At 54.0% G+C, this 18,726-nt stretch carries 16 protein-coding genes, 1 pseudogene and 1 riboswitch; of the genes and pseudogenes, 11 read left to right on the top strand and 6 right to left on the bottom strand.

The features are described from left to right. Position 1: 1 nt before the first annotated feature. The 6 genes from NZD89_RS27660 (at position 2) to rlmH (ending at position 6,663) form a co-directional block, all read left to right on the top strand. Positions 2 to 1,771, top strand: a complete 1,770-nt coding sequence (locus NZD89_RS27660) for an ATP-binding protein (RefSeq protein WP_268005832.1) — start codon at positions 2 to 4, stop codon at positions 1,769 to 1,771. Next, complete coding sequence (yycH, locus tag NZD89_RS27655) at positions 1,768 to 3,072, top strand: two-component system activity regulator YycH (protein WP_268005831.1); 1,305 nt, start codon at positions 1,768 to 1,770, stop codon at positions 3,070 to 3,072. The genes NZD89_RS27660 and yycH overlap by 4 nt, the downstream gene beginning before the upstream one ends. Further along, positions 3,069 to 3,896 (top strand): two-component system regulatory protein YycI, encoded by an 828-nt coding sequence (gene yycI / locus NZD89_RS27650; protein WP_268005830.1) that lies wholly within the window; start codon positions 3,069 to 3,071, stop codon positions 3,894 to 3,896. The genes yycH and yycI overlap by 4 nt, the downstream gene beginning before the upstream one ends. Before the next feature lie 12 nt (positions 3,897 to 3,908). After that, on the top strand, positions 3,909 to 4,718 hold the full coding sequence (locus tag NZD89_RS27645) for an MBL fold metallo-hydrolase (RefSeq protein WP_268005829.1): 810 nt from the start codon (positions 3,909 to 3,911) through the stop codon (positions 4,716 to 4,718). 134 nt (positions 4,719 to 4,852) lie between these two features. Continuing rightward, positions 4,853 to 6,142 carry a S1C family serine protease gene (locus NZD89_RS27640; protein WP_268005828.1) on the top strand — a complete coding sequence of 430 codons (1,290 nt, stop codon included), beginning with the start codon at positions 4,853 to 4,855 and terminating at the stop codon, positions 6,140 to 6,142. Between the two features lie 41 nt (positions 6,143 to 6,183). After that, a complete protein-coding gene (gene rlmH, locus NZD89_RS27635; RefSeq protein ID WP_268005827.1) occupies positions 6,184 to 6,663 on the top strand; it encodes a 23S rRNA (pseudouridine(1915)-N(3))-methyltransferase RlmH in 480 nt (159 codons plus the stop codon). Positions 6,664 to 6,806: 143 nt separating this feature from the next. Here rlmH and NZD89_RS27630 read toward each other — a convergent pair whose 3' ends face one another. Continuing rightward, positions 6,807 to 8,027, bottom strand: coding sequence for an MFS transporter (locus NZD89_RS27630; protein WP_268005826.1), 1,221 nt, complete (start codon positions 8,025 to 8,027; stop codon positions 6,807 to 6,809). Between the two features lie 74 nt (positions 8,028 to 8,101). On the opposite strand from NZD89_RS27630, the gene NZD89_RS29920 reads away from it, so the two are divergent. Beyond that, the gene (locus NZD89_RS29920) at positions 8,102 to 8,185 is read left to right on the top strand and encodes a hypothetical protein (protein ID WP_369125284.1); all 84 of its coding nucleotides are present in this window, start codon (positions 8,102 to 8,104) and stop codon (positions 8,183 to 8,185) included. A gap of 149 nt (positions 8,186 to 8,334) precedes the next feature. Here NZD89_RS29920 and NZD89_RS27625 read toward each other — a convergent pair whose 3' ends face one another. Further along, positions 8,335 to 9,636, bottom strand: a complete 1,302-nt coding sequence (locus NZD89_RS27625) for a nucleobase:cation symporter-2 family protein (protein WP_284285960.1) — start codon at positions 9,634 to 9,636, stop codon at positions 8,335 to 8,337. A 2-nt stretch (positions 9,637 to 9,638) separates the two neighbouring features. After that, entirely contained in the window at positions 9,639 to 10,238 is a 600-nt protein-coding gene (locus tag NZD89_RS27620) for a xanthine phosphoribosyltransferase (RefSeq protein ID WP_268005825.1), read from the bottom strand. 170 nt (positions 10,239 to 10,408) lie between these two features. After that, positions 10,409 to 10,510: riboswitch (purine riboswitch) on the bottom strand. A 210-nt stretch (positions 10,511 to 10,720) separates the two neighbouring features. Between NZD89_RS27620 and NZD89_RS27615 the strand changes: the two genes are divergently transcribed. Then, positions 10,721 to 11,959, top strand: a complete 1,239-nt coding sequence (locus tag NZD89_RS27615; RefSeq protein WP_268005824.1) for an MFS transporter — start codon at positions 10,721 to 10,723, stop codon at positions 11,957 to 11,959. A 122-nt stretch (positions 11,960 to 12,081) separates the two neighbouring features. After that, positions 12,082 to 12,534: a hypothetical protein gene (locus tag NZD89_RS27610; protein ID WP_268005823.1), complete on the top strand. Its 453-nt coding sequence runs from the start codon at positions 12,082 to 12,084 to the stop codon at positions 12,532 to 12,534. A 116-nt stretch (positions 12,535 to 12,650) separates the two neighbouring features. Here NZD89_RS27610 and NZD89_RS27605 read toward each other — a convergent pair whose 3' ends face one another. The 3 genes from NZD89_RS27605 to NZD89_RS27595 all read right to left on the bottom strand — a co-directional run bounded on the left by NZD89_RS27605 (position 12,651) and on the right by NZD89_RS27595 (position 15,862). Continuing rightward, positions 12,651 to 12,938 (bottom strand): putative quinol monooxygenase, encoded by a 288-nt coding sequence (locus NZD89_RS27605; RefSeq protein WP_268005822.1) that lies wholly within the window; start codon positions 12,936 to 12,938, stop codon positions 12,651 to 12,653. Between the two features lie 119 nt (positions 12,939 to 13,057). Continuing rightward, positions 13,058 to 14,287 carry an aminopeptidase gene (locus NZD89_RS27600; RefSeq protein ID WP_268005821.1) on the bottom strand — a complete coding sequence of 410 codons (1,230 nt, stop codon included), beginning with the start codon at positions 14,285 to 14,287 and terminating at the stop codon, positions 13,058 to 13,060. An 18-nt stretch (positions 14,288 to 14,305) separates the two neighbouring features. After that, complete coding sequence (locus tag NZD89_RS27595; RefSeq protein ID WP_268005820.1) at positions 14,306 to 15,862, bottom strand: ABC-F family ATP-binding cassette domain-containing protein; 1,557 nt, start codon at positions 15,860 to 15,862, stop codon at positions 14,306 to 14,308. 185 nt (positions 15,863 to 16,047) lie between these two features. Between NZD89_RS27595 and NZD89_RS27590 the strand changes: the two genes are divergently transcribed. Beyond that, on the top strand, positions 16,048 to 16,968 hold the full coding sequence (locus NZD89_RS27590) for a ketopantoate reductase family protein (protein WP_268005819.1): 921 nt from the start codon (positions 16,048 to 16,050) through the stop codon (positions 16,966 to 16,968). Positions 16,969 to 17,200: 232 nt separating this feature from the next. After that, positions 17,201 to 18,696 (top strand): annotated as a pseudogene (locus NZD89_RS27585) (amino acid permease). The last annotated feature ends 30 nt before the right edge of the window (positions 18,697 to 18,726 follow it).

The raw sequence follows: 18,726 nt of genomic DNA, 5'->3' as shown, positions 1-18,726 counted from the left end.
GATGATTTGGCGAAGCCTGCGGGTGAAATTGGTTCTCGTCTACACGCTGCTCATTCTGTTCGCGGTGGAGATGATCGGAGCTTATTTTGTCCGCGCGTTGACGAACTCCCTGATTCACAATCAGTCGGTTGCCGCGAAGAGCCAGGCGCAATTGATGGCAACCTTGGTCGGGCCGCAAATCGACCACCCCACGAAGCAACTCAGCAGTTCCGTCACTTCCGTATTGCAATCGGTTCCTCAGTTTTTGGATGGGACCGTGTATCTCCTCAACAGAGACGGTTATGTGATGTACACCACGGCCGGCGGCGCCCTTGTGGGGCAAAAGCGCACCGACTCGGAAGCGACGCAGGTGCTGATTCACCACCAGGAAGCGGTTGACGTTCGGTTCGATCCGACCGCCAACGAGCACGTCCTCGTCGTCGCCGTCCCTATTTCTCAAGGCGGTAATTTTGACGGCGTCCTCGAGTACGTGACGTCGATTCAGACGACCTACGATACCATTCGCCAGGTGACCAGCATTTTCTACACCGTCAGTGGGTTGGTTCTCGCGTTGACCATCGTCCTCGGCATCGTCCTCTCGCGGGCCCTCACGCGCCCTGTCATAGAAGTCACGAAACAAGCGAGGGTGATGGCGGCTGGCGACTTTTCCAAGCGCGTGACCCCGAGCAGCAACGACGAATTTGGAGATCTGGTCGTCGCCATCAATCACCTTGCAGACGAGTTGGACGAGGCACTCGCTATGAACCGCCGCGAACAGGAGCGACTCCACGCCATCATCACATCGATGGGAGACGGGGTCATCGTTCTCGATTCCGACTGTCGCGTTTTGTTTATGAACCATGCGGCCAGGCGGATGATGGGCATCCATCGCGACGGTGAGTGGGACAAGGTCGACGTGTTCGATCTCGATGAGATGGTCGAACAGGCGGTGACGGGCGACTGTATGCGAATTCGCGTGGTGGGGGAAGCCGTCTACCACATCATTCTCACGAGTGTTCAGCGGCGGGGTCAGACGGACGGGTTCGTGGCAGTCGTGCGAGATGTGACGGAACAGGAACAACTGAACCAGGCACGACGCGAGTTCGTGTCCAACGTGTCGCATGAACTCCGAACCCCCCTGACGAGCGTCAAATCGTATATTGAGGCGCTGCGCGGTCTAAACGAGGACGAGAGGGAGACCAGGCAGGCGTTTTTGGAAGTGATCGAGCAAGAGACGGATCGAATGGTGCGGTTGACGAGGGACTTGCTGCAGTTGTCCGGCCTCGACCGCGGACAGACGTATAACGTCCATCAGCGGATTTCCGTGTCCAACCTCCTCGCGCAGGTGAAACAACGGTTTCAATTGCAGGCCGAGCGACAACAACTTGAGTTTACGGTGTATGAACCAGACGACGAGGGAACGTATATCGTCGGCAACCGGGACATGGTCAATCGAATTCTCGACAACCTGATTTCAAACGCGATGAAGTATACGCCCGCCCAAGGTCACATTACGGTCTGTACGCGGATACTCCGCGAACGGATTGTCGTCACCGTGACCGACGACGGCATTGGCATCCCGGAGGCCGACTTGCCGCGCGTATTTGAGCGCTTTTACCGCGTAGACAAAGGGAGAAGTCGAAAACTTGGTGGCACTGGGCTTGGTTTAGCGCTCGCTCGTGAGATGGTGGAGCGGCTTGGGGGAAGTATCGCGATGACGAGTGAACCAGACAGAGGCACCCAGGTCAAGGTAACGTTCGTCCGGGCGCTGGAGGTGCAGGGAGAGGCATGAAACAGGCTATCCGAACCGCAAAAACGGGTGTACTCGTTCTGCTCGTGCTCCTCAGCGTCGTCCTCAGTTATCTGTTGTGGTCTGGCAACCTTACAGAGGGATCGGAAATCGACTTTGTTCAAACATCGCCGATGCCCACCGTGACAACCCCTGACCTTGCACACGCGGTGCGCCCGTACAGGATCGTCGTCGAGACGCCGCAGGGGACGACGATAGCCAACCCGGACAGCGGTGCGTACGCGGACTGGACGCATTGGTTAAAGGGCGTTCGTGTGCTGGACGAGTCGCCGGTCAAGGAACTTCCCGCCAAACTCGATTTCGAGGTGACCTTTCAGTTTGGGGTGGACCTGACGCACACCACTGCAGGGCAGTGGCTGAGTCCTTTTTCCTCGCTGCTCGGCAACTGGAGTGGGCGAACCATCATCCTCTACAAGCTCCCACAGGATAGCCTCTGTCACGTCGGATTCGTCGAGAACGACGAAATTTTGACGATGAAGACCGATGTGGATGCCAGCGCGCTGCTGACGAAGGCGAACGAAGAGGTGGCGGGCACGCCTTACGACGTGGTTGGGGATTCGGCTGGGACGAGTTACATTCCCCGAGATCTGTCGATGAACCAGTACGTGTACAACATCCGCCAGCCCGACGTATTGCCACTCGTGCACACGTTCTTCGTCAACTTGCAAGCCATCTCGCACATTCAACAAGATGCTAATACCTCACTTTGGACGGACGGCAGCCGTGCGGTCCTGTGGGATAAAAAGACGCAAGATCTGCAGTATGAAGACCCGAATGGCGAAGAGGTTCCCTTACGCCAGGACGACTTTCTAACTGCCCTGGAGTTCATCCACACACACGGCGGGGGCGCGCAGAATGTCATCGGGTTTGACCAGTTCAGTAGTCTTACGCTCAACCCGAACGTTCCTGCCTATACGTTTACGCAGTACGTCGATGGCTTTCCAATCCTCTCGAACGCAGCGAACTATAACGTGAATATGGAGAACGGCCGGGTACTGGAATACGATCGGCCGATGTGGGTTCTCGAACAACCCGCCACGAAATCAGCCGTACATGTACTTGATGAAGTACAGCTCGAAGCGAAGCTCAAGAAGATCGATCCGACGGCTCCCATGGACACGTTCAGCATGGTGCTCGGGTACGCCTCGGTGAGCACTGCTACGCTATCCGCTCAAGATCAGGTGCTGCTAGAACCGGTGTATTACGTGACGAATGGGAGCGGGAATGCGTGGATGGTCGATGCCACAAACGGATCGCTCGTGTTAGGAAGTGACCTGTCGTGAACTGGGAGACGGCAAAAAACTGGCTGATTGGACTGTTTTTACTGCTGGATGTAATACTTGCCTGGCAATTATCGTCTTCTCGACAATTGAATAACGGCTATGCCGAATCGCAAAGCGACTTGCTCGCCAACACGAAAACGTTACTTGCTGAGCACGGTTTGACATTGGCGACAGACGTCCCGATAAAACAGCCAGAGTTGCCGTCGTTCCGGGCAACCCAAAGCGGGCCTAGCTTAAAAACCCTTCAACAGTCCATTTTCCCAACTGCGAGTAAAGTGCAGTTGGCCAATGAAATTGGCCAAGTTGAAACTGACACGGGACAAATTCTCTTGTCGCCCCAGGGGAATTGGCAGGTGACGTTCGTGCCGCCGCGGTCGTTGACGAATACGCGCGGGCCCCTCACCTACGTCTATCAGGGGGGCCTCTACGCAGTTGACGCGGTCACTTCTTCCACACGCCACCAAGTGTTTCTGCAATCGTACAAGGGATATCCTATCTTTGACGAGCGCGTGGAGACGAACCAAACGAAACAGACGCTCACGTCCTATTCCCAATCGGAATTGACGTCCATCGTCGACACCAGCACGCCAAAGCCCGTCATCTCGGCATTGGACGCCCTCGACAGCTTGGCCAACTCGGTGGACAAAACGGATGATACCGAGAATAATAAGATTTTGAGTGTGGATTTAGGATTTGCACGGAAGGTGCCCCTCTATCAAACCGGCGTGGCCGCGAATTACTGGTTCCCGGTTTGGCGTGTGGTGACCCCGGATCAAACCTATTTTGTCAATGCATTTACGGGAGAGGTGGAAATCGCTCCGTAGGGGGAAGTCTAGTTGCAGTTCAGTATCCTAGCTAGCGGAAGCAATGGGAACTCCATCTACATCGAGGACCAGGATACGCGTATCCTCCTCGACGCGGGCATTAGTGGCAAACAGCTTCGGACTCGGTTGCAAGCGACTTGTGTGCGCGATTTGGAGGGCTTGTCCGGCGTACTGGTGACGCACGAACACGATGATCACGTCCGCGGCCTCACGCAAGTCTACAAATACGCGCAGAGCCCGGTTTATATGACGGAAGGTACACATGCGTCCCTGGCGGAAAAACTGCGACCGGAGACGTCGAATTGTCCCGTTGAATTTGTTCGCGAGGACGAAGTCTTTTATATCGGCAGCATCCGCGTGACGCCGTTTGCGATATCGCATGACGCAGAACAACCCGTCGCTTATCGGTTTGATACGGACGACGCCAGTCTGGCTGTCGTCACCGACCTCGGCTACGTCACCGATCACCAAAAAACCTTGTTACAGGGTTGCCAAGCGTACGTGTTTGAAAGCAACCACGACGTAGATATGCTTCGCGCAGGACGCTATCCCTGGCACTTGAAGCGGCGCATTTTAGGGGATAAGGGGCACTTGTCCAACGTTGATGCGGCATATGCGCTCGTCGATATCCTTCCAGACGAACCGGTCGATGTCTACCTTGCACACTTGAGTCAAGACAATAATCATCCAGATTTGGCTGATATTACCGTACAGAGCATTCTCAGCGATGCGCGTGTAACGATTGCCAGGGAAATACGACTCAAGCGCACAAGTCGACACGAAGCGACACCGTTCGTTTCACTCAGCCGTCAGACTGTATGATTTAGTCCCCATTTGTTCAAACTAACGCCTGCGAAACACCAACGTTCGGTGTATGTCCTAACATTTCATTGAACGCGTCTCCCACTGCACAAGACGGTTGTGGTGCAGAGGATGGGACAAGGAGGCAATGACAAATGGGTTTTCATCAGGATGGGAGTCGGCAGAAAAGGAATCGAGGCATTCAGCCATCGCGCAGTTGGAAGTGGATTGCGGTCGTAACCTTGTCGGCACTCGTCGGATCGGCGACTACCTTTGGCGCAGAGGCGGTGTTGCCACATGGTGATCTACCTGGCAGCGTCGCGTCGGCGCGATCGACCAATATGGACAGCGTCATTCGCAGTGTGAATGTCAATGTCGACGATGGCGTAACCAGTGCTGTGAAGCGCGTCGAGCCTGATGTGGTGGGCGTACTCAACTACTCCCAGGTGTCGAATTACTTTTCTCAGAAATCAAAGCTACAGGCGACGGGTGTAGGTACAGGTGTTATGTTCTTTAAGGACAACCAGTACGCCTATCTTGTCACGAACAACCACGTCGTGGAAGGTGCAGCCAAGGTAGAAATCGTCATGAATGCTGGTAAGCACGTGAACGCGGTGGTGGTGGGCACTGATCCGTATACCGATCTCGCCGTCCTAAAAGTACCCGCTGCGACCTTCAAACGCATCGATCCCGTCACATTCGCGAATTCCGATACGATTGAGCCGGGCGAAGCGGCGATTGCCATTGGTACGCCGATGGGGCTCGATTTTGCGGACACCGTTACGAAGGGCATCGTCAGTGCGAAGTCTCGTATCATGCCGGTTCAGGACGAGGAAAGTCAACAGACGCTGGATTACCAGTCTGTCATTCAAACGGATGCGGCTATTAATCCGGGCAATAGTGGCGGACCGCTCATCGACATCAACGGAGACGTGATCGGCATCAACAGCAGCAAGATTGTGGCACAGAATTTCGAGGGGATGGGCTTTGCCATTCCTGCCAATTCCGTGCGCAACATCGCCAAGCAATTGATGCAGACAGGGCATGCACAGCACTGCGCACTGGGCATTGAGGCGTACTCGCTGTCGTCTTTACCGCAGCAGATGTGGCCCGATGTGCCTGTCGATTACGGCGTATGGGTGAAGACCGTAACGGCCAATTCTGCGAAAAGAGCCGGCTTGAGGGCGGGGGACGTGATTGTTGGGCTGAACGGCAAGCCGATCAAGACAATAGCGGACTTGCGCACATACCTGTTCCAACTAAAGCCGGGAGACAAAGCCCAGCTAAAATTGTATCGCGGCAGTCAGAGCCTCGCCATCACGACCAGCGTTGGAGAAATGAACGCGCATCGGGCGATGGTAAGCGCGCAAAACCAACACCGCACCCCCGACGCGGACAGTGAGAATGTCGATCCGCTCAACCCATTTAGCTCAGGCATCCAGTGATCCGACTGGGCAGCAAAAACGCATAAACGGACGTGTAATGAGTGCATATCGAAGTCATCGCAGTAGGTAAATTGAAAGAACGGTATTGGACAGAGGCGCTTCGCGAGTATGAGAAGCGCCTTTCGGCGTATGTTCAATTGACGATACACGAAGTGCCAGATGAGCCGGCGCCAGAAACGATGTCCCAAGCCGAACAATTGCAAGTGTTGCAACGAGAAGCAGACAAGATTGAAAAATTGCTCCGTCCGCGCGACGGCATCGTATTGCTGGACATTCAGGGTAAGCCGTTGTCTTCTGAACAATGGAGTCACACGTATGCGGACTTACTGGGTGAGGCGTACGGGCGCTTGGTGTTTATCATCGGTGGATCGAATGGCGTACATCCAGATTTAAAGAAGCGCGCCCGCGTTCGCTGGAGCTTCGGGCCCCTGACGTTGCCGCACCAATTGGCTCGCGTGGTCCTGCTCGAGCAGATTTATCGTGGGATTCGGATTATGCGCGGGGAACCGTATCATAAGTAACGGCAAGTTTGGAGAGTGACGAGGGCGCGTGGTGGGCCCCCATCTGAGCCTATATACTTCCTGCCACGTTACGCTGTTCAAATCATAGATATGGGCTGACCCCGTTTTGCCTGCATGAGAACGGACGGAGACAGCCCCGTTTTTTATTCCAATTGTTTTCCTTTCGTCTCCAGACCAAACCATCCCACTATCAACGCACCTACTAAGAGCACGGCGAAAAAGATGCCGAAGATGATGGGAAAACCAACCTTTGCCCCAAGCAGCCATCCTGTGAGAGTTGGTGCCAACACGCCGCCAATTCGCCCGAATCCAGCGGACCAGCCCATACCGGTGGCGCGGGCCGCCGTAGGAAACTGTTCGACGCTAAACAGATACGTAGCTGCCCACGCACCCAACATGAAGTATGAAATCAGCAAACCAAACAGAATCAGCGTGCCAGTGCTGGTTGCAAAGCCAAACCCGAGAGATGCCAATGCAGATAAGAAGATGGCTATGACGAGTGTCTTTTTACGGCCCCACTTCTCGACCAACCAAGCTGCTGTTAGGTAACCGGGCACCTGAGCAAGGGTCATGATCAATACGTACCCGAAGCTGTGTACGAGGGAATAGCCTTTGTGGGTCATCATGGTCGGCAGCCATGTGAACAGTCCATAGTACGCGTAGTTCATTGTGAACCACAGCGTCCACGTGACAGCAGAGCGCCGGCTCATGCCTTTTGACCAGGTCTTGGCGAACGACTGCCTGAGTGTGAGTCGCTTAGGCAAGTTGCGATAACGCGGTGTTTCAGGCAACCCGATTCGCAGGAAGATGGTGTACAGCGCTGGAATAGCGCAGATCCAGAAGGCGGCTCGCCAACCGACGGAAGGAATTACGAAGAATGCGATGAGTGCCGCCACTAAGGACCCAAAGGCCCAGAACATCTGTAGGAACACTACACGCCGGCCGCGGGTCACGTCTTGAGAGGATTCCAGTACATAGGTGGTGGAGACAGGGAGCTCACCACCGAGACCAAGACCGGTCAAAAAGCGCAGCAGCATGAGAATGCCGACGGTGGTCGCAAATCCAGACAAACCTGACGCGATGCTGTAAAGCAGCAGCGTCAACATGAACATGGTGCGTCGGCCGAAACGGTCAGCAAGGGATCCTGCGAACGCAGAGCCAATCGCCATGCCGACCAATGCCAAACTTCCAAGCATGCCCATCACGCCAGGATTTAGGTGCCAATTCCGTCCGAGCGAAACAAGGATGTAGGAGAACAGTAACACATCCATGGAGTCGAACAAGTTGCCGAGCCCGGATGCGATGAGAATACGTGTGGGCGACGGGACTTTGACCGCAGCTGGGGAAACTGAGACGTTACTCAACAATAACACTCCTTTCCGAAACTTGGGGATACACCGTCATATGCCCAAGAACAGAAAGGTGCTACACTCGCGCTGTGGACACAACCGGAGCGGGTGATGCTTTTATGGGGACTTTTCTCGCAGGATTATTGGATACAGGCAAAGGTGTAGATGACTAGAAGGTGGTGCTGAAGTAGGGAGGGAATGGGCTCCCGCAACACCGCTAATCATACGCTTCAAAAGCAAAAGGACGTGCCAATCGTCGTGTCAATTGGCACGTCCTTTACGATGTCAGCTACCGTCGCTACATACCATCACAGTAAAACCGTCATGCGACTTTCTCGTCGCGTAACGCTTCGGATGCTTGCGCCGAGCCGAAGTGATTGAGGAATAGATTCATCAGTACGGCCGTGAGGGTCCCAGGGACGATGCCGCTTTGCAGCAACATGTTGACTGTATTCGGGAGATGCTCAAACATTTGTGGAACGACTGCCGAACCTAGGCCGATCGAGATGCTGCAGGCAATGATGAGCAAGTTTTCATTGCTTCGCAGGTCCACCTTGCCAAGCATATTCATGCCGTAGGCGACGACCATGCCAAACATGGCTATCATTGCACCGCCTAATACTGCTGATGGAATCACGGTGACCAGTGCGGCGACCTTTGGTAACAGGCCGAGGACGAGGAGAATGCAACCGGCGGCCACCACCACGCTGCGGTTCTTCACTCGCGTCATCGACACGAGGCCGACGTTTTGTGAGAAGGTCGTGTATGGGAAGGTGTTGAATAGCCCACCTAAGACAATCGCGATGCCCTCGGCGCGCAGTCCTTTCACGATATCTTTATCCTCAATCGGCTTTTCCGTAATCTTGCTGAGCGCGTAGTACACGCCTGTGGATTCAACCATGCTGACGACGCAGACGATGAACATCGTGATGATTGCTGCAATATTGAACTGTGGTCTGCCGAAGTATAACGGATGAACGATATTCACCCAGGAGGCAGATGTAACCGAGCTGAAGTTCACTAACCCCATTGCATACCCCGCAATCGTGCCGGCGATAAGCCCTACGAGGACGGAGATGGATCGAAGGAAGCCTTTGAAGAAACGATTGAGTACGATAATTAGAACCAAGGTGCCGAGTGCGAGAATGAGATTGTGCGACTGTCCGAAATCTGGGCTTCCCTGTCCGCCAGCGGCGTCGTTCATCGCCACTGGGATCAGCGACAGTCCAATGATGGTCACGACGGACCCGGTGACAATCGGAGGGAAGAACTTGAGAAGCCTTCCGAACACAGGAGCCAGTAAAAAGACCAGAATGCCGGCGATGACGATGGAGCCAAATATCGTTGGCAGATTGGCGGTGTGGCCAATTGCGACGATGGGACCGACGGCAGTGAACGTGCAGCCGAGGACGACGGGGAGTCGAATCCCGACAAAACGGGTGCCAATCACCTGCAGCAAAGTGGCAATTCCACAAGTGAACATGTCCGCCGCAATCAGGTAGGCCATTTGTGTATCATTCAGTTTGAGTGAGCCGCCAATGATCAGCGGAACGATCATCGAGCCTGCGTACATGGCAAGCACGTGCTGAAAGCCTAACGCAAAGACACTTCGCTTATTTAACACGACTACATATCCCCCTCGATGGGCTCTTCTGTGATGAACTCGATGCCTTTCTCTGGCGACATCGAAGCGATGCGGGCGAGTGCATAGACCGGTACTCCAGCATCATCCAGCATCTTTCTGCCGTTCTGAAAACTTTTTTCGATCACGACGCTTACCCCGACCAACTCACAACCAGCGGCCTGAATGATCTCTCCAAGTCCCCGCACACCGGCACCTTCAGCGAGGATGTCATCGACAATCAGGACTTTGTCGCCACTTGCTAAAAATTCCTTGGAAATTGTGATTTGGTACGTTTGTTGTCGAGTGAATGAGTACACGGAAGCTGCGTAGACTTCATTCGACTGCGTGATCGCTTTTGATTTTTTGGCGTACAGGAACGGAACACCCAGGGACAAAGCTGCGGCGAACGCGATGTGAATGCCGCTTGCCTCTATCGTGACAATTTTGGTGATACCGGCGTCTTTATACCGCTCGGCGATGGTTTTGCCGATATCCATGACCAGGTTCGGATCGACTTGATGGTTCAAGAAGGAGTTCACCTTCAGAACCTGTTCGGATAACACTTGCCCTTCCTTTCGAATGTACGCCTGCAATTCCCGCATGTTTTGTCTCCTCTCGGGGAAATAAAAAAGCCCAGATAGACAGACTCCTTGGATTCTCGTGTCCAAGTGAAACCTGTCCATCTGGGCTTTTGTCCCTGTGGTGTGACGCGCTACCGCGCGTTTCGCATCGCTCGGACCAGCTGCCACGGTACGAACCCGTGCCACGGAACCCTAGATGCGCTTCCACTCGTAGTCAGACAATTTGCGGTTGCCTGGTAGAAACTCGCGAGCCATATTCCCGCCATTATACGAGCGCTATTCTTTTTACATGGTGAAGATATCAACAAATAATGAGCAGATCAACCACCAGTAATTAGAGAAATCAGATCTAGGCTATAATTTGATGGGATTTTGTTTATGAAGCGACAATATTGGAAATCCCTGGGGGAAGCGGGAAACGGAATAGTATACAATACCATATATCGAGCTCAGTTGATTTATTTGGTATATTTATCATTTGCGAAAAAGGGCGTGCTTTTATTTTGCGTCAGTCAAGTGATTCTGTTCATCGGCAGCCGTACTTCGCGAACTACTGGATTTCGAGAACCTTGTCGTCAACCTCCTTCCAGATGCTCTCCGTCGCGATTGGGTGGCAGATGTACGCATTGACTCATAACGCGTTTAGTCTCGGTTTCGTGGGCCTCGCGCAGTTCGCCCCGATGGTCGTTCTGACATTGATTGTAGGCCATGTCGCGGATAGATTTGACCGCCGACTGATCGTGTTCTTGTGTCAGATCATCGAAGCAGGCATCGCCGCACTTCTCCTCGTTGAAAATCTCGTCGGCGCCATTGACCGTCAACAAATTTTATTGGCGGCGGCGATTATCGGCGCTTGTCGCGCGTTCGAGGGCCCAGCGTCTTCGGCGCTCTTGCCACAGTTGGTACCGAAGGCACTCGTTTCGCAAGCTGTCGGATGGAGTACTTCGGTCGGGCAACTGGCGCAAATCTTGGGTCCCTCAATAGGTGGATTGTTGTTTTCATTGAGCCCCGTTTTCGTGTACAGTGCAGCAGTCGTCGCGCTCAGCGTCGCCGGGATGCTCACGGTTTTCATTCGCATGGAGAAAGCGAAACGCGAATTAAAGCGCGTGTCCATGCACTCCCTGTTCGAGGGCTTGGTATTCGTCTACCGGCATCCAGTGATTTTGGGAACAATATCACTCGATCTCTTCGCCGTCCTGCTTGGTGGAGCGACAGCCTTATTGCCGATATTTGCGCAGGATATTCTCCATACGGGTGCCTGGGGGCTGGGACTGATGCGGACCGCACCGGCTGTCGGCGCGTTGATGATGTCTATTATGTATTCGTATTTCCCACTGAAAAAAGCATTTGGTTCGACTTTGTTCGGGGCACTCACCGTCTTTGGCTTGGCTACCATGCTTTTTGCGGTTTCGAAGAACTTGATTCTATCGTTTATTGCTTTGTTCCTGGTTGGTGCGTCAGACTGTGTGAGCGTCGTCATCCGGTCTTCACTTGTGCAATTACAGACGCCAGACGAGATGCGAGGGCGGGTGAACGCCGTCAACTCGCTATTTATTGGGACGTCGAATCAATTGGGCGAGTTCGAGTCAGGTATGGTGGCAGGGTTTATCGGCACCGTTCCGGCCGCCTTCTTCGGAGGGCTCGCGACTATCGCAGTCGCTGGTCTCTGGATGTATCTATTCCCCTCACTTAGACGAATGCGGTCCCTATCAGGCGATTCGGGTGCACCGACGGTTGGATAGAGTGCAGACAGCTGACTATTGCGCAGTGGCATGGACAGCGCGGCATCCATAAAGTTGTTTTGATTATTTTGTAGTGATGGAGGAACGGCACAGTCGTTCTATCGCGAAAGGAAGAATTCGGAGTGCGGTTATATGATCAGTTGTCCCAGCGCAAACAGCGCAAAGAGAAATTGGACATGGCGAATTTGACACATGAGATGCTGCACCAATTGTGGTGGCGGGAAGATATTGCGGATGTGGCGATTGCCGACTTGTATGGCGTTGCAAAGAAAAAGGTCACAAATCTTCGACACAAATGGGGAATCAAGACGCCTGAAACCATCGTCCGCGAATTTGAGGAGAAGTTTGGTGGGGAAGTTCCCGATGTGGAAGGGGATCCGCAATCGCCGGCTGTCTCGAAAGAGGGCCGTTTGCTCATTCAAAAAATATACGATTTGAACGACATTGAGTTGGAGTCACTTCGTGCGGAATTGGCCCATCGCTTTGCCATTTTCCGCGATGTGAAAAAGGAAGTCGACTTTCTCGCGCTCATCGAACGGGCAGTCCGTCAGTTTCGCGCGAAAGGGAACAAATGATCGATTCAAGCGGGGCCCAATCGATGATCCGCGTGTAGATGTGCGTACAAACAGCCAGCCGATTACATGGCTGGCTGTTTGGTCGCGATGGCGAGATCGACTGAAATGACTACCATTCACTCGCCGACTTGATAGGCTCGAATATCAGGCGGTGCGGTGACGAGATTGGCCACCTTGTCCTGGAATGACAGGAAGTGGGGTTGTTGCGCATGTCGGTCCAGGGCGTCTTGGCTCTCCCATTCTTCCACGAAGATGAAGTCGTTCTGCACTTCTGTGTCTTCGCAGAATCGATAACTGTGACAACCTTTTTCTAGGCGGGAAGACTTGGCCAAGTCCTGAACCAGTGCCAACAATTCGCTACGTTTATCCGCCTTACCGGTAAGGCGCGCGTGAACGATGAGCATAGATGTCCCTCCGTAGATGTTACAGATTTACTGCACGGATCCATTTAATCACTTCCACACACTCTGAGCAAAATGCCCAGGGGACAGGTGACGTCTCCCAGCCAGCCTTCTTTCGTTGGCTACACCGCCCAGTTTCCACCGCGAAAGAGTGGGACGACCGTGCCGTCGGCAAGGTAGCCATCGATATCCAATGCGGGGGACCCAATCATGAAGTCGACGTGCATCAGGCTCTCGTTTGCCCCACGTGCTTTCAGCTCTTCTTTTGGCATATCCACTCCACCTGCCAGACAGACTGGGTACGCCTCGCCAATCGCGACGTGACACGAGGCGTTTTCGTCGAAGAGCGTGTTATAAAACAGGGTATTGCAACGCGATATGGGCGAATCCACTGGAACGAGCGCAATTTCCCCCAAGTAGTGTGAGCCCTCATCCGTCGCAATCAGTTCCTTCATCGTCTCGTAGCCGGACTCTGCGTTGAAGTTCACAATTCGCCCGTTTTCAAACGTCAACTCGAGTCCCTCGATGACGACACCTTCGTAGGCGAGCGGCATCGTGCTTCTCAGTGTCCCGTTCACGCCGTCTCGCTTGGGCAGTGTAAAGACTTCCTCCGTCGGCATGTTTGGGACAAAGGCGTGACCCTGGTCGTTTTTTGCACTCGCCGCCAACCATTGATGGAGTTCCGGGAGTTCGACGGTCAAGTCCGTACCTGGACCGCGATAGTGAAGCTTTACGAAGTGTTGCTCGTTCAGATATGCCGCACGTTCCCGGAGTTTTTCCAGGTGCTCTCGCCAGGCTACCACCGGATCTGGCTCGTGCATGCGCATGACGGAGAAGATGGTGTCCCACAGGTTGGCAACGGCCGTTTCAGCTGATTCACCGGGAAATAACTTCATTGCCCAGGCGGTCGTCGGAATCGAGCAGACGAGCCAGGTTACACGGTCTTCCATGAAGTAGGGATCCGTTTCGCGCAAGGCCGCTCTGCGGGCTTTCGATTGCAAGGAAATTCGCCTCGGGTCCACACCTGCCAGCAAATCCGGATCTTCCGCGTCGATGTGCAAAAAGGCGGTGTTCTTTTGACATTCCTCCAGCATCTTTTGGCTCACCCAACTGGGGACATCCTGGAGCCCAGCTTCGGGCTCCTGTTCGAGCCGGATGCGTTTGCACAGCGGGTCATACCAGTCGATGCTGACGGTGGAAGCCCCGGCGTGATAACAACGGGTGACCAACACGCGGACAAAATCTGCAGCCTCAATCGGTGCGTTGATGGAGACTGGCTGTCCAGGCTGAACGTTCAGTCCGACCTGGATGAGCACGTCCGCGTATCGTACTAACTGTTCCTCATTTGGCAAAGTTCCCTCATCCTCAACTTAGAATATTTTCGTGGTCCAAGTTTCGCCGTTCCAGATATCGGTGGCGATGTCTCGATAGAACTCAGGTTCGTGGGAAATGAGCAGGATGCTGCCGCGATACGAGATCAGCGCCCGTTTCAGTTCCTCTTTCGCATCGACGTCCAAGTGGTTCGTCGGCTCGTCCAGCACGAGGACGTTGGATGGCTTGTTGATCAGTTTACACAGGCGTACTTTTGCCTTCTCACCACCGCTTAAGACCTCGACTTTGCTTTCGATGTGCTTGGTGGTCAGTCCGCACTTCGCCAGAGCCGCCCGAACTTCCGCTTGGCCGAGATGGGGGAATTCCTGCCAAACCTCCTCGATGCACGTCCTGTCAGGCGCCCGTCTAGCCTCTTGTTCGAAGTAGCCAATCTCTAGGTAGTCTCCGCGCTGAAGTCGGCCGGACAGTGCGGGGATTTCCCCAAGCAGGCTCTTGAGCAAGGTGGTTTTGCCGATCCCGTTGGCCCCGACGAGCGCGATTTTCTGCCCTCGCTCCATCCGCAAATTCAGGGGTTGGGAAAGGGGGGCGTCATAGCCGATGACGAGCTGGTCCGTCTCGAAAATCAACTTGCTGGGCGCGCGGGACTCCAGGAAGTGAAACTGGGGTTTAGGCTTCTCCTTGGACAGTTCAATCAATTCCATTTTGTCGAGTTTCTTCTGTCTCGACATCGCCATGTTGCGCGTGGACACGCGGGCTTTGTTGCGCGCGACAAAATCCTTCAGTTCAGCGATTTCCTGTTGTTGTTTTTTGTACGCAGACGCCAATTGCTGTTTCCTGACTTCGTAGACCTGCACAAATGCGTCATAGTCCCCGACGTAGCGGTTCAACTCCTGATTTTCCATGTGATAGACCAAGTTGATCACGCTATTGAGAAAGGGAATGTCGTGGGAGATCAGGATAAAGGCGTTCTCGTACTCTTGGAGATAGCGCTTCAACCAGACGATATGTTGTTCGTCCAAGTAGTTTGTCGGTTCGTCGAGAAGCAGGATGTCCGGTTTCTCGAGTAACAACTTCGCCAGTAGTACCTTGGTGCGCTGGCCGCCACTGAGATCTTCCACGTCGCGGTCGATTCCGATCTCATGGAGTCCTAATCCTCTCGCTATTTCTTCCACTTTCGCGTCGATGGTGTAGAAGTCGTTTTGGGTGAGAAGGTCCTGAAGGACACCGACCTCTTCGAGAAGTTTTTCTAATTTCTCCGGAGGCGAATCAGCCATCTCCTCGTACATGCGATTGATGTCGCCCTCAATATTGAACAAGTACTGAAAGGCCCCTTTGAGGACGTCGCGAATGGTGAGGCCACGCTCGAGGACGGTGTGCTGGTCCAAGTAACCCACACGAACGTTCTTGGCCCATTCGATTTGTCCTTCGTCGGGATCGAGTTTGCGGGTCACGATGTTCATAAACGTCGATTTGCCTTCGCCGTTGGCGCCGATGAGCCCGATGTGCTCCCCCTTCAGCATTCGAAACGACACGCTGTTAAAAATGGCCCGGTCGCCGAAGCCATGGGTCAGGTTTGTCACCGTCAAAATACTCATATATATCTCCTTCTATGTGAATTCGCCGACTTCGCGAAAATATCCCTACTCGACGTTTTACATAAGTCGATTATAACTGCGTTTCCCTAACCGACAACTGACAAAAACGTTGAGAAGTGCACTATGATAAGGTTGTGCGAAAGGTAGCGGTGAAGTCTACGATGGGAATAGGAGGATGTACTTGAATGGATAAAATTCAAAATGTTTCTCTAATTGGTCTTGGCGCCATCGGCGCTGCGTACGCGAGTCGGCTATACGACCTAGATCCGACATGTATCCGCGTCATCGCCGACGATGAGCGCATTGCGCGTTACCAAACGCGCCCCGTGGTGGTCAATGGGCGGGAGTACGAGTTTACGTATGTTTCTCCTAATGAAGAAACCGAACCGGCTGACTTGGTCGTCATCGCCGTGAAATACGACGGACTCGCGCAGGCGTTGGTCGATATCCGTCGTCACGTGGGACCAAACACCATCATCCTGTCACTCTTAAATGGAATCTCCAGTGAAGAGATGATCGCGCAAGTGTATGGGGAAGAGAACCTTCTGTACGCGATATGCGTCGCCATAGACGCCCTCCGAACCGAGTCTGCGGTCGCGTTCTCGAGCATTGGCCGCATCTGTTTTGGCGAGCTGCGTAATACGACGCACTCGAGAAATGTCCAGTTGGTCAAGGATCTGTTTGATAGGGCCAACATCCCATACGAGATTCCAGAGGATATGCAACGCACGATGTGGTGGAAGTTTATGATCAACGTCGGCGTGAATCAGACGTCGGCAGTCCTGCGAGCGCCTTATGGCGTGTTTCAAAAAGTCGAGGAGGCACACGAGCTCATGGTCCGGGCGATGCAAGAAGTGATCCTCGTGTCTGAACGAGCACAAATTCACCTCACGCAGGATGACCTTCGGGCGTTCGATGCGATATTAGCCGATTTGGCGCCCGACGGAAAGACGTCGATGCTTCAAGATATTGAAGCGGGGCGCAAGACGGAGGTGGAGTACCTCGCTGGCAAAGTGCGCGAACTGGGGAAGCAGTACGGGGTGGCCACGCCGGTGAACGATATGCTATACCCCTTGATTCGGGCCATCGAGGCCATGAATGCCTGAGCCAGGCCCGGCCTGGCCTGGCCTGGCTCAGGGTTCTCCAAGATGCCCCACGAGTGCACATCGCACGGCAGATCGCGGCTGCAATTTCCATTTGACTCCACACCCTCTTGAATGCATACTTAAGTTCGTTAATTCTTTACTTAAGTGAAGTAGTAAAGTGACCTTGGGAGATAAACTTCCCAAGGTCTTTTGAATGTGCCGCACATGGCGGCGCTTTTGAGGAGGACAAGTCATGATTCAGACGGAGGACCATCGCGTCACGACGAATGTTTCAACAGATACAGGGCTACAGAGGAGTTTGCAGCCGCGACATATGAGCATGATTGCCATCGGGGGGGCGATTGGCACCGGTCTGTTTGTCGCGAGTGGGTCCTCCATCAGTACGGCGGGTCCTGGGGGCGCCTTGCTCGCGTACGTTCTGATTGGCGCCATGATGTACTTCGTGATGACCAGCCTGGGGGAAATGGCGACGTTTCTCCCCGTGGCTGGCTCAGTCGAGACGTACGCGACCCGCTATGTCGATCCCGCCTTTGGCTTCGCCCTAGGCTGGAACTACTGGTATAACTGGGCGACCACGCTCGCAGCGGAGTTGGCGGCGGGCGCCATCGTGATGAAGTACTGGTTCCCGCACAGCTCTTCCGTCATGTGGAGCATTCTTTTTCTCTGCCTGTTATTGCTCTTGAACATCGTCTCGGTCAGGGGCTACGGCGAGGGGGAGTTTTGGTTCGCCAGCGTGAAGGTGCTCACGATCGTCGCATTTCTCGTGGTGGGCATCTTGATGATCTTCGGGGTGATGTCGGGTCGGACGGACGTCGGGTTTCACAATTTTGCACTGGGCGGATCGCCATTTCACGGAGGGGCGATGTCCATCTTCAGTATCTTTCTCGTATCTTTCTCGTAGCTGGTTTCGCGTTTCAGGGGACGGAGGTTGTCGGACTTGCGTCCGGCGAGAGCGTCGACCCGGCCAAAACGGTACCCAAAGCGATTCGGCAGGTGTTTTGGAGAATCCTCATTTTCTACGTACTCGCGATTTTTGTCATCGGGATGTTGATTCCCTACACGGATCCTCGCCTGTTGAATTCAAACGTCAATCAAATTTCCGTCAGCCCGTTTACGCTGGTCTTTGAACGCGCGGGGTTTGCTTTTGCAGCGGGCGTCATGAATGCGGTCATCCTCACTGCCGTACTGTCTGCAGGGAACTCAGCCGTGTACGCGTCGGCGCGCATGCTCTGGGCGTTGGCCAAGGATGGCAAAGCGCCAAAGGTGTTCGCGAAGGTCACCTCGCGGGGCGTTCCCGTGAATGCCCTCATCGTCAACGTATTGTTTGCGCTCGCTTCTTTGCTCTTGTCCTTTTTGGGGCATCAGGCAGTCTACACGTGGATGTTGAATGCATCGGGGTTGACCGGATTTATCGCGTGGCTCGGCATTTCCGTGAGCCACTATCGCTTTCGCCGGGCGTACATCAAGCAGGGCCGCGATGTAAAGGACTTGGCGTACAGAGCCAAGTGGTATCCATTTGGTCCGATATTCGCCATCGTGTTGTGCCTCGTCATCGTGATTGGGCAGGATTGTAGTGCGTTTACCGACGGATCTATCGATTGGAAGGGCATCGCGGCCACGTACATCGGCATCCCGTTGTTTTTAGCGTTGTGGTTCGGCTATAAGTGGACGAAAAAGACGAAGGTCGTCCCTCTGGACGCGTGTGATTTTCGGCGAGTTGAATCGTGAGATCCGCAGGTTCACCAGTCAGCGCGCAAG

Source organism: Alicyclobacillus fastidiosus (genome assembly GCF_026651875.1).
In the GTDB taxonomy this organism is placed as follows: Bacteria; Bacillota; Bacilli; order Alicyclobacillales; family Alicyclobacillaceae; genus Alicyclobacillus; species Alicyclobacillus fastidiosus.
The sequence above is the reverse complement of the archived record's forward strand: the minus strand, read 5'-3'. Positions and strand labels throughout refer to the sequence as shown.

Excerpts from the sequence above, each read along its gene's own strand:
- NZD89_RS27660 (WP_268005832.1), top strand. The coding sequence starts at position 2 with ATGATTTGGCGAAGCCTGCGGGTGAAATTGGTTCTCGTCTACACGCTG.
- yycH (WP_268005831.1), top strand. The coding sequence starts at position 1,768 with ATGAAACAGGCTATCCGAACCGCAAAAACGGGTGTACTCGTTCTGCTC.
- NZD89_RS27640 (WP_268005828.1), top strand. The coding sequence starts at position 4,853 with ATGGGTTTTCATCAGGATGGGAGTCGGCAGAAAAGGAATCGAGGCATT.
- NZD89_RS27620 (WP_268005825.1), bottom strand. The coding sequence starts at position 10,238 with ATGCGGGAATTGCAGGCGTACATTCGAAAGGAAGGGCAAGTGTTATCC.
- NZD89_RS27605 (WP_268005822.1), bottom strand. The coding sequence starts at position 12,938 with ATGCTCATCGTTCACGCGCGCCTTACCGGTAAGGCGGATAAACGTAGC.
- NZD89_RS27595 (WP_268005820.1), bottom strand. The coding sequence starts at position 15,862 with ATGAGTATTTTGACGGTGACAAACCTGACCCATGGCTTCGGCGACCGG.
- NZD89_RS27590 (WP_268005819.1), top strand. The coding sequence starts at position 16,048 with ATGGATAAAATTCAAAATGTTTCTCTAATTGGTCTTGGCGCCATCGGC.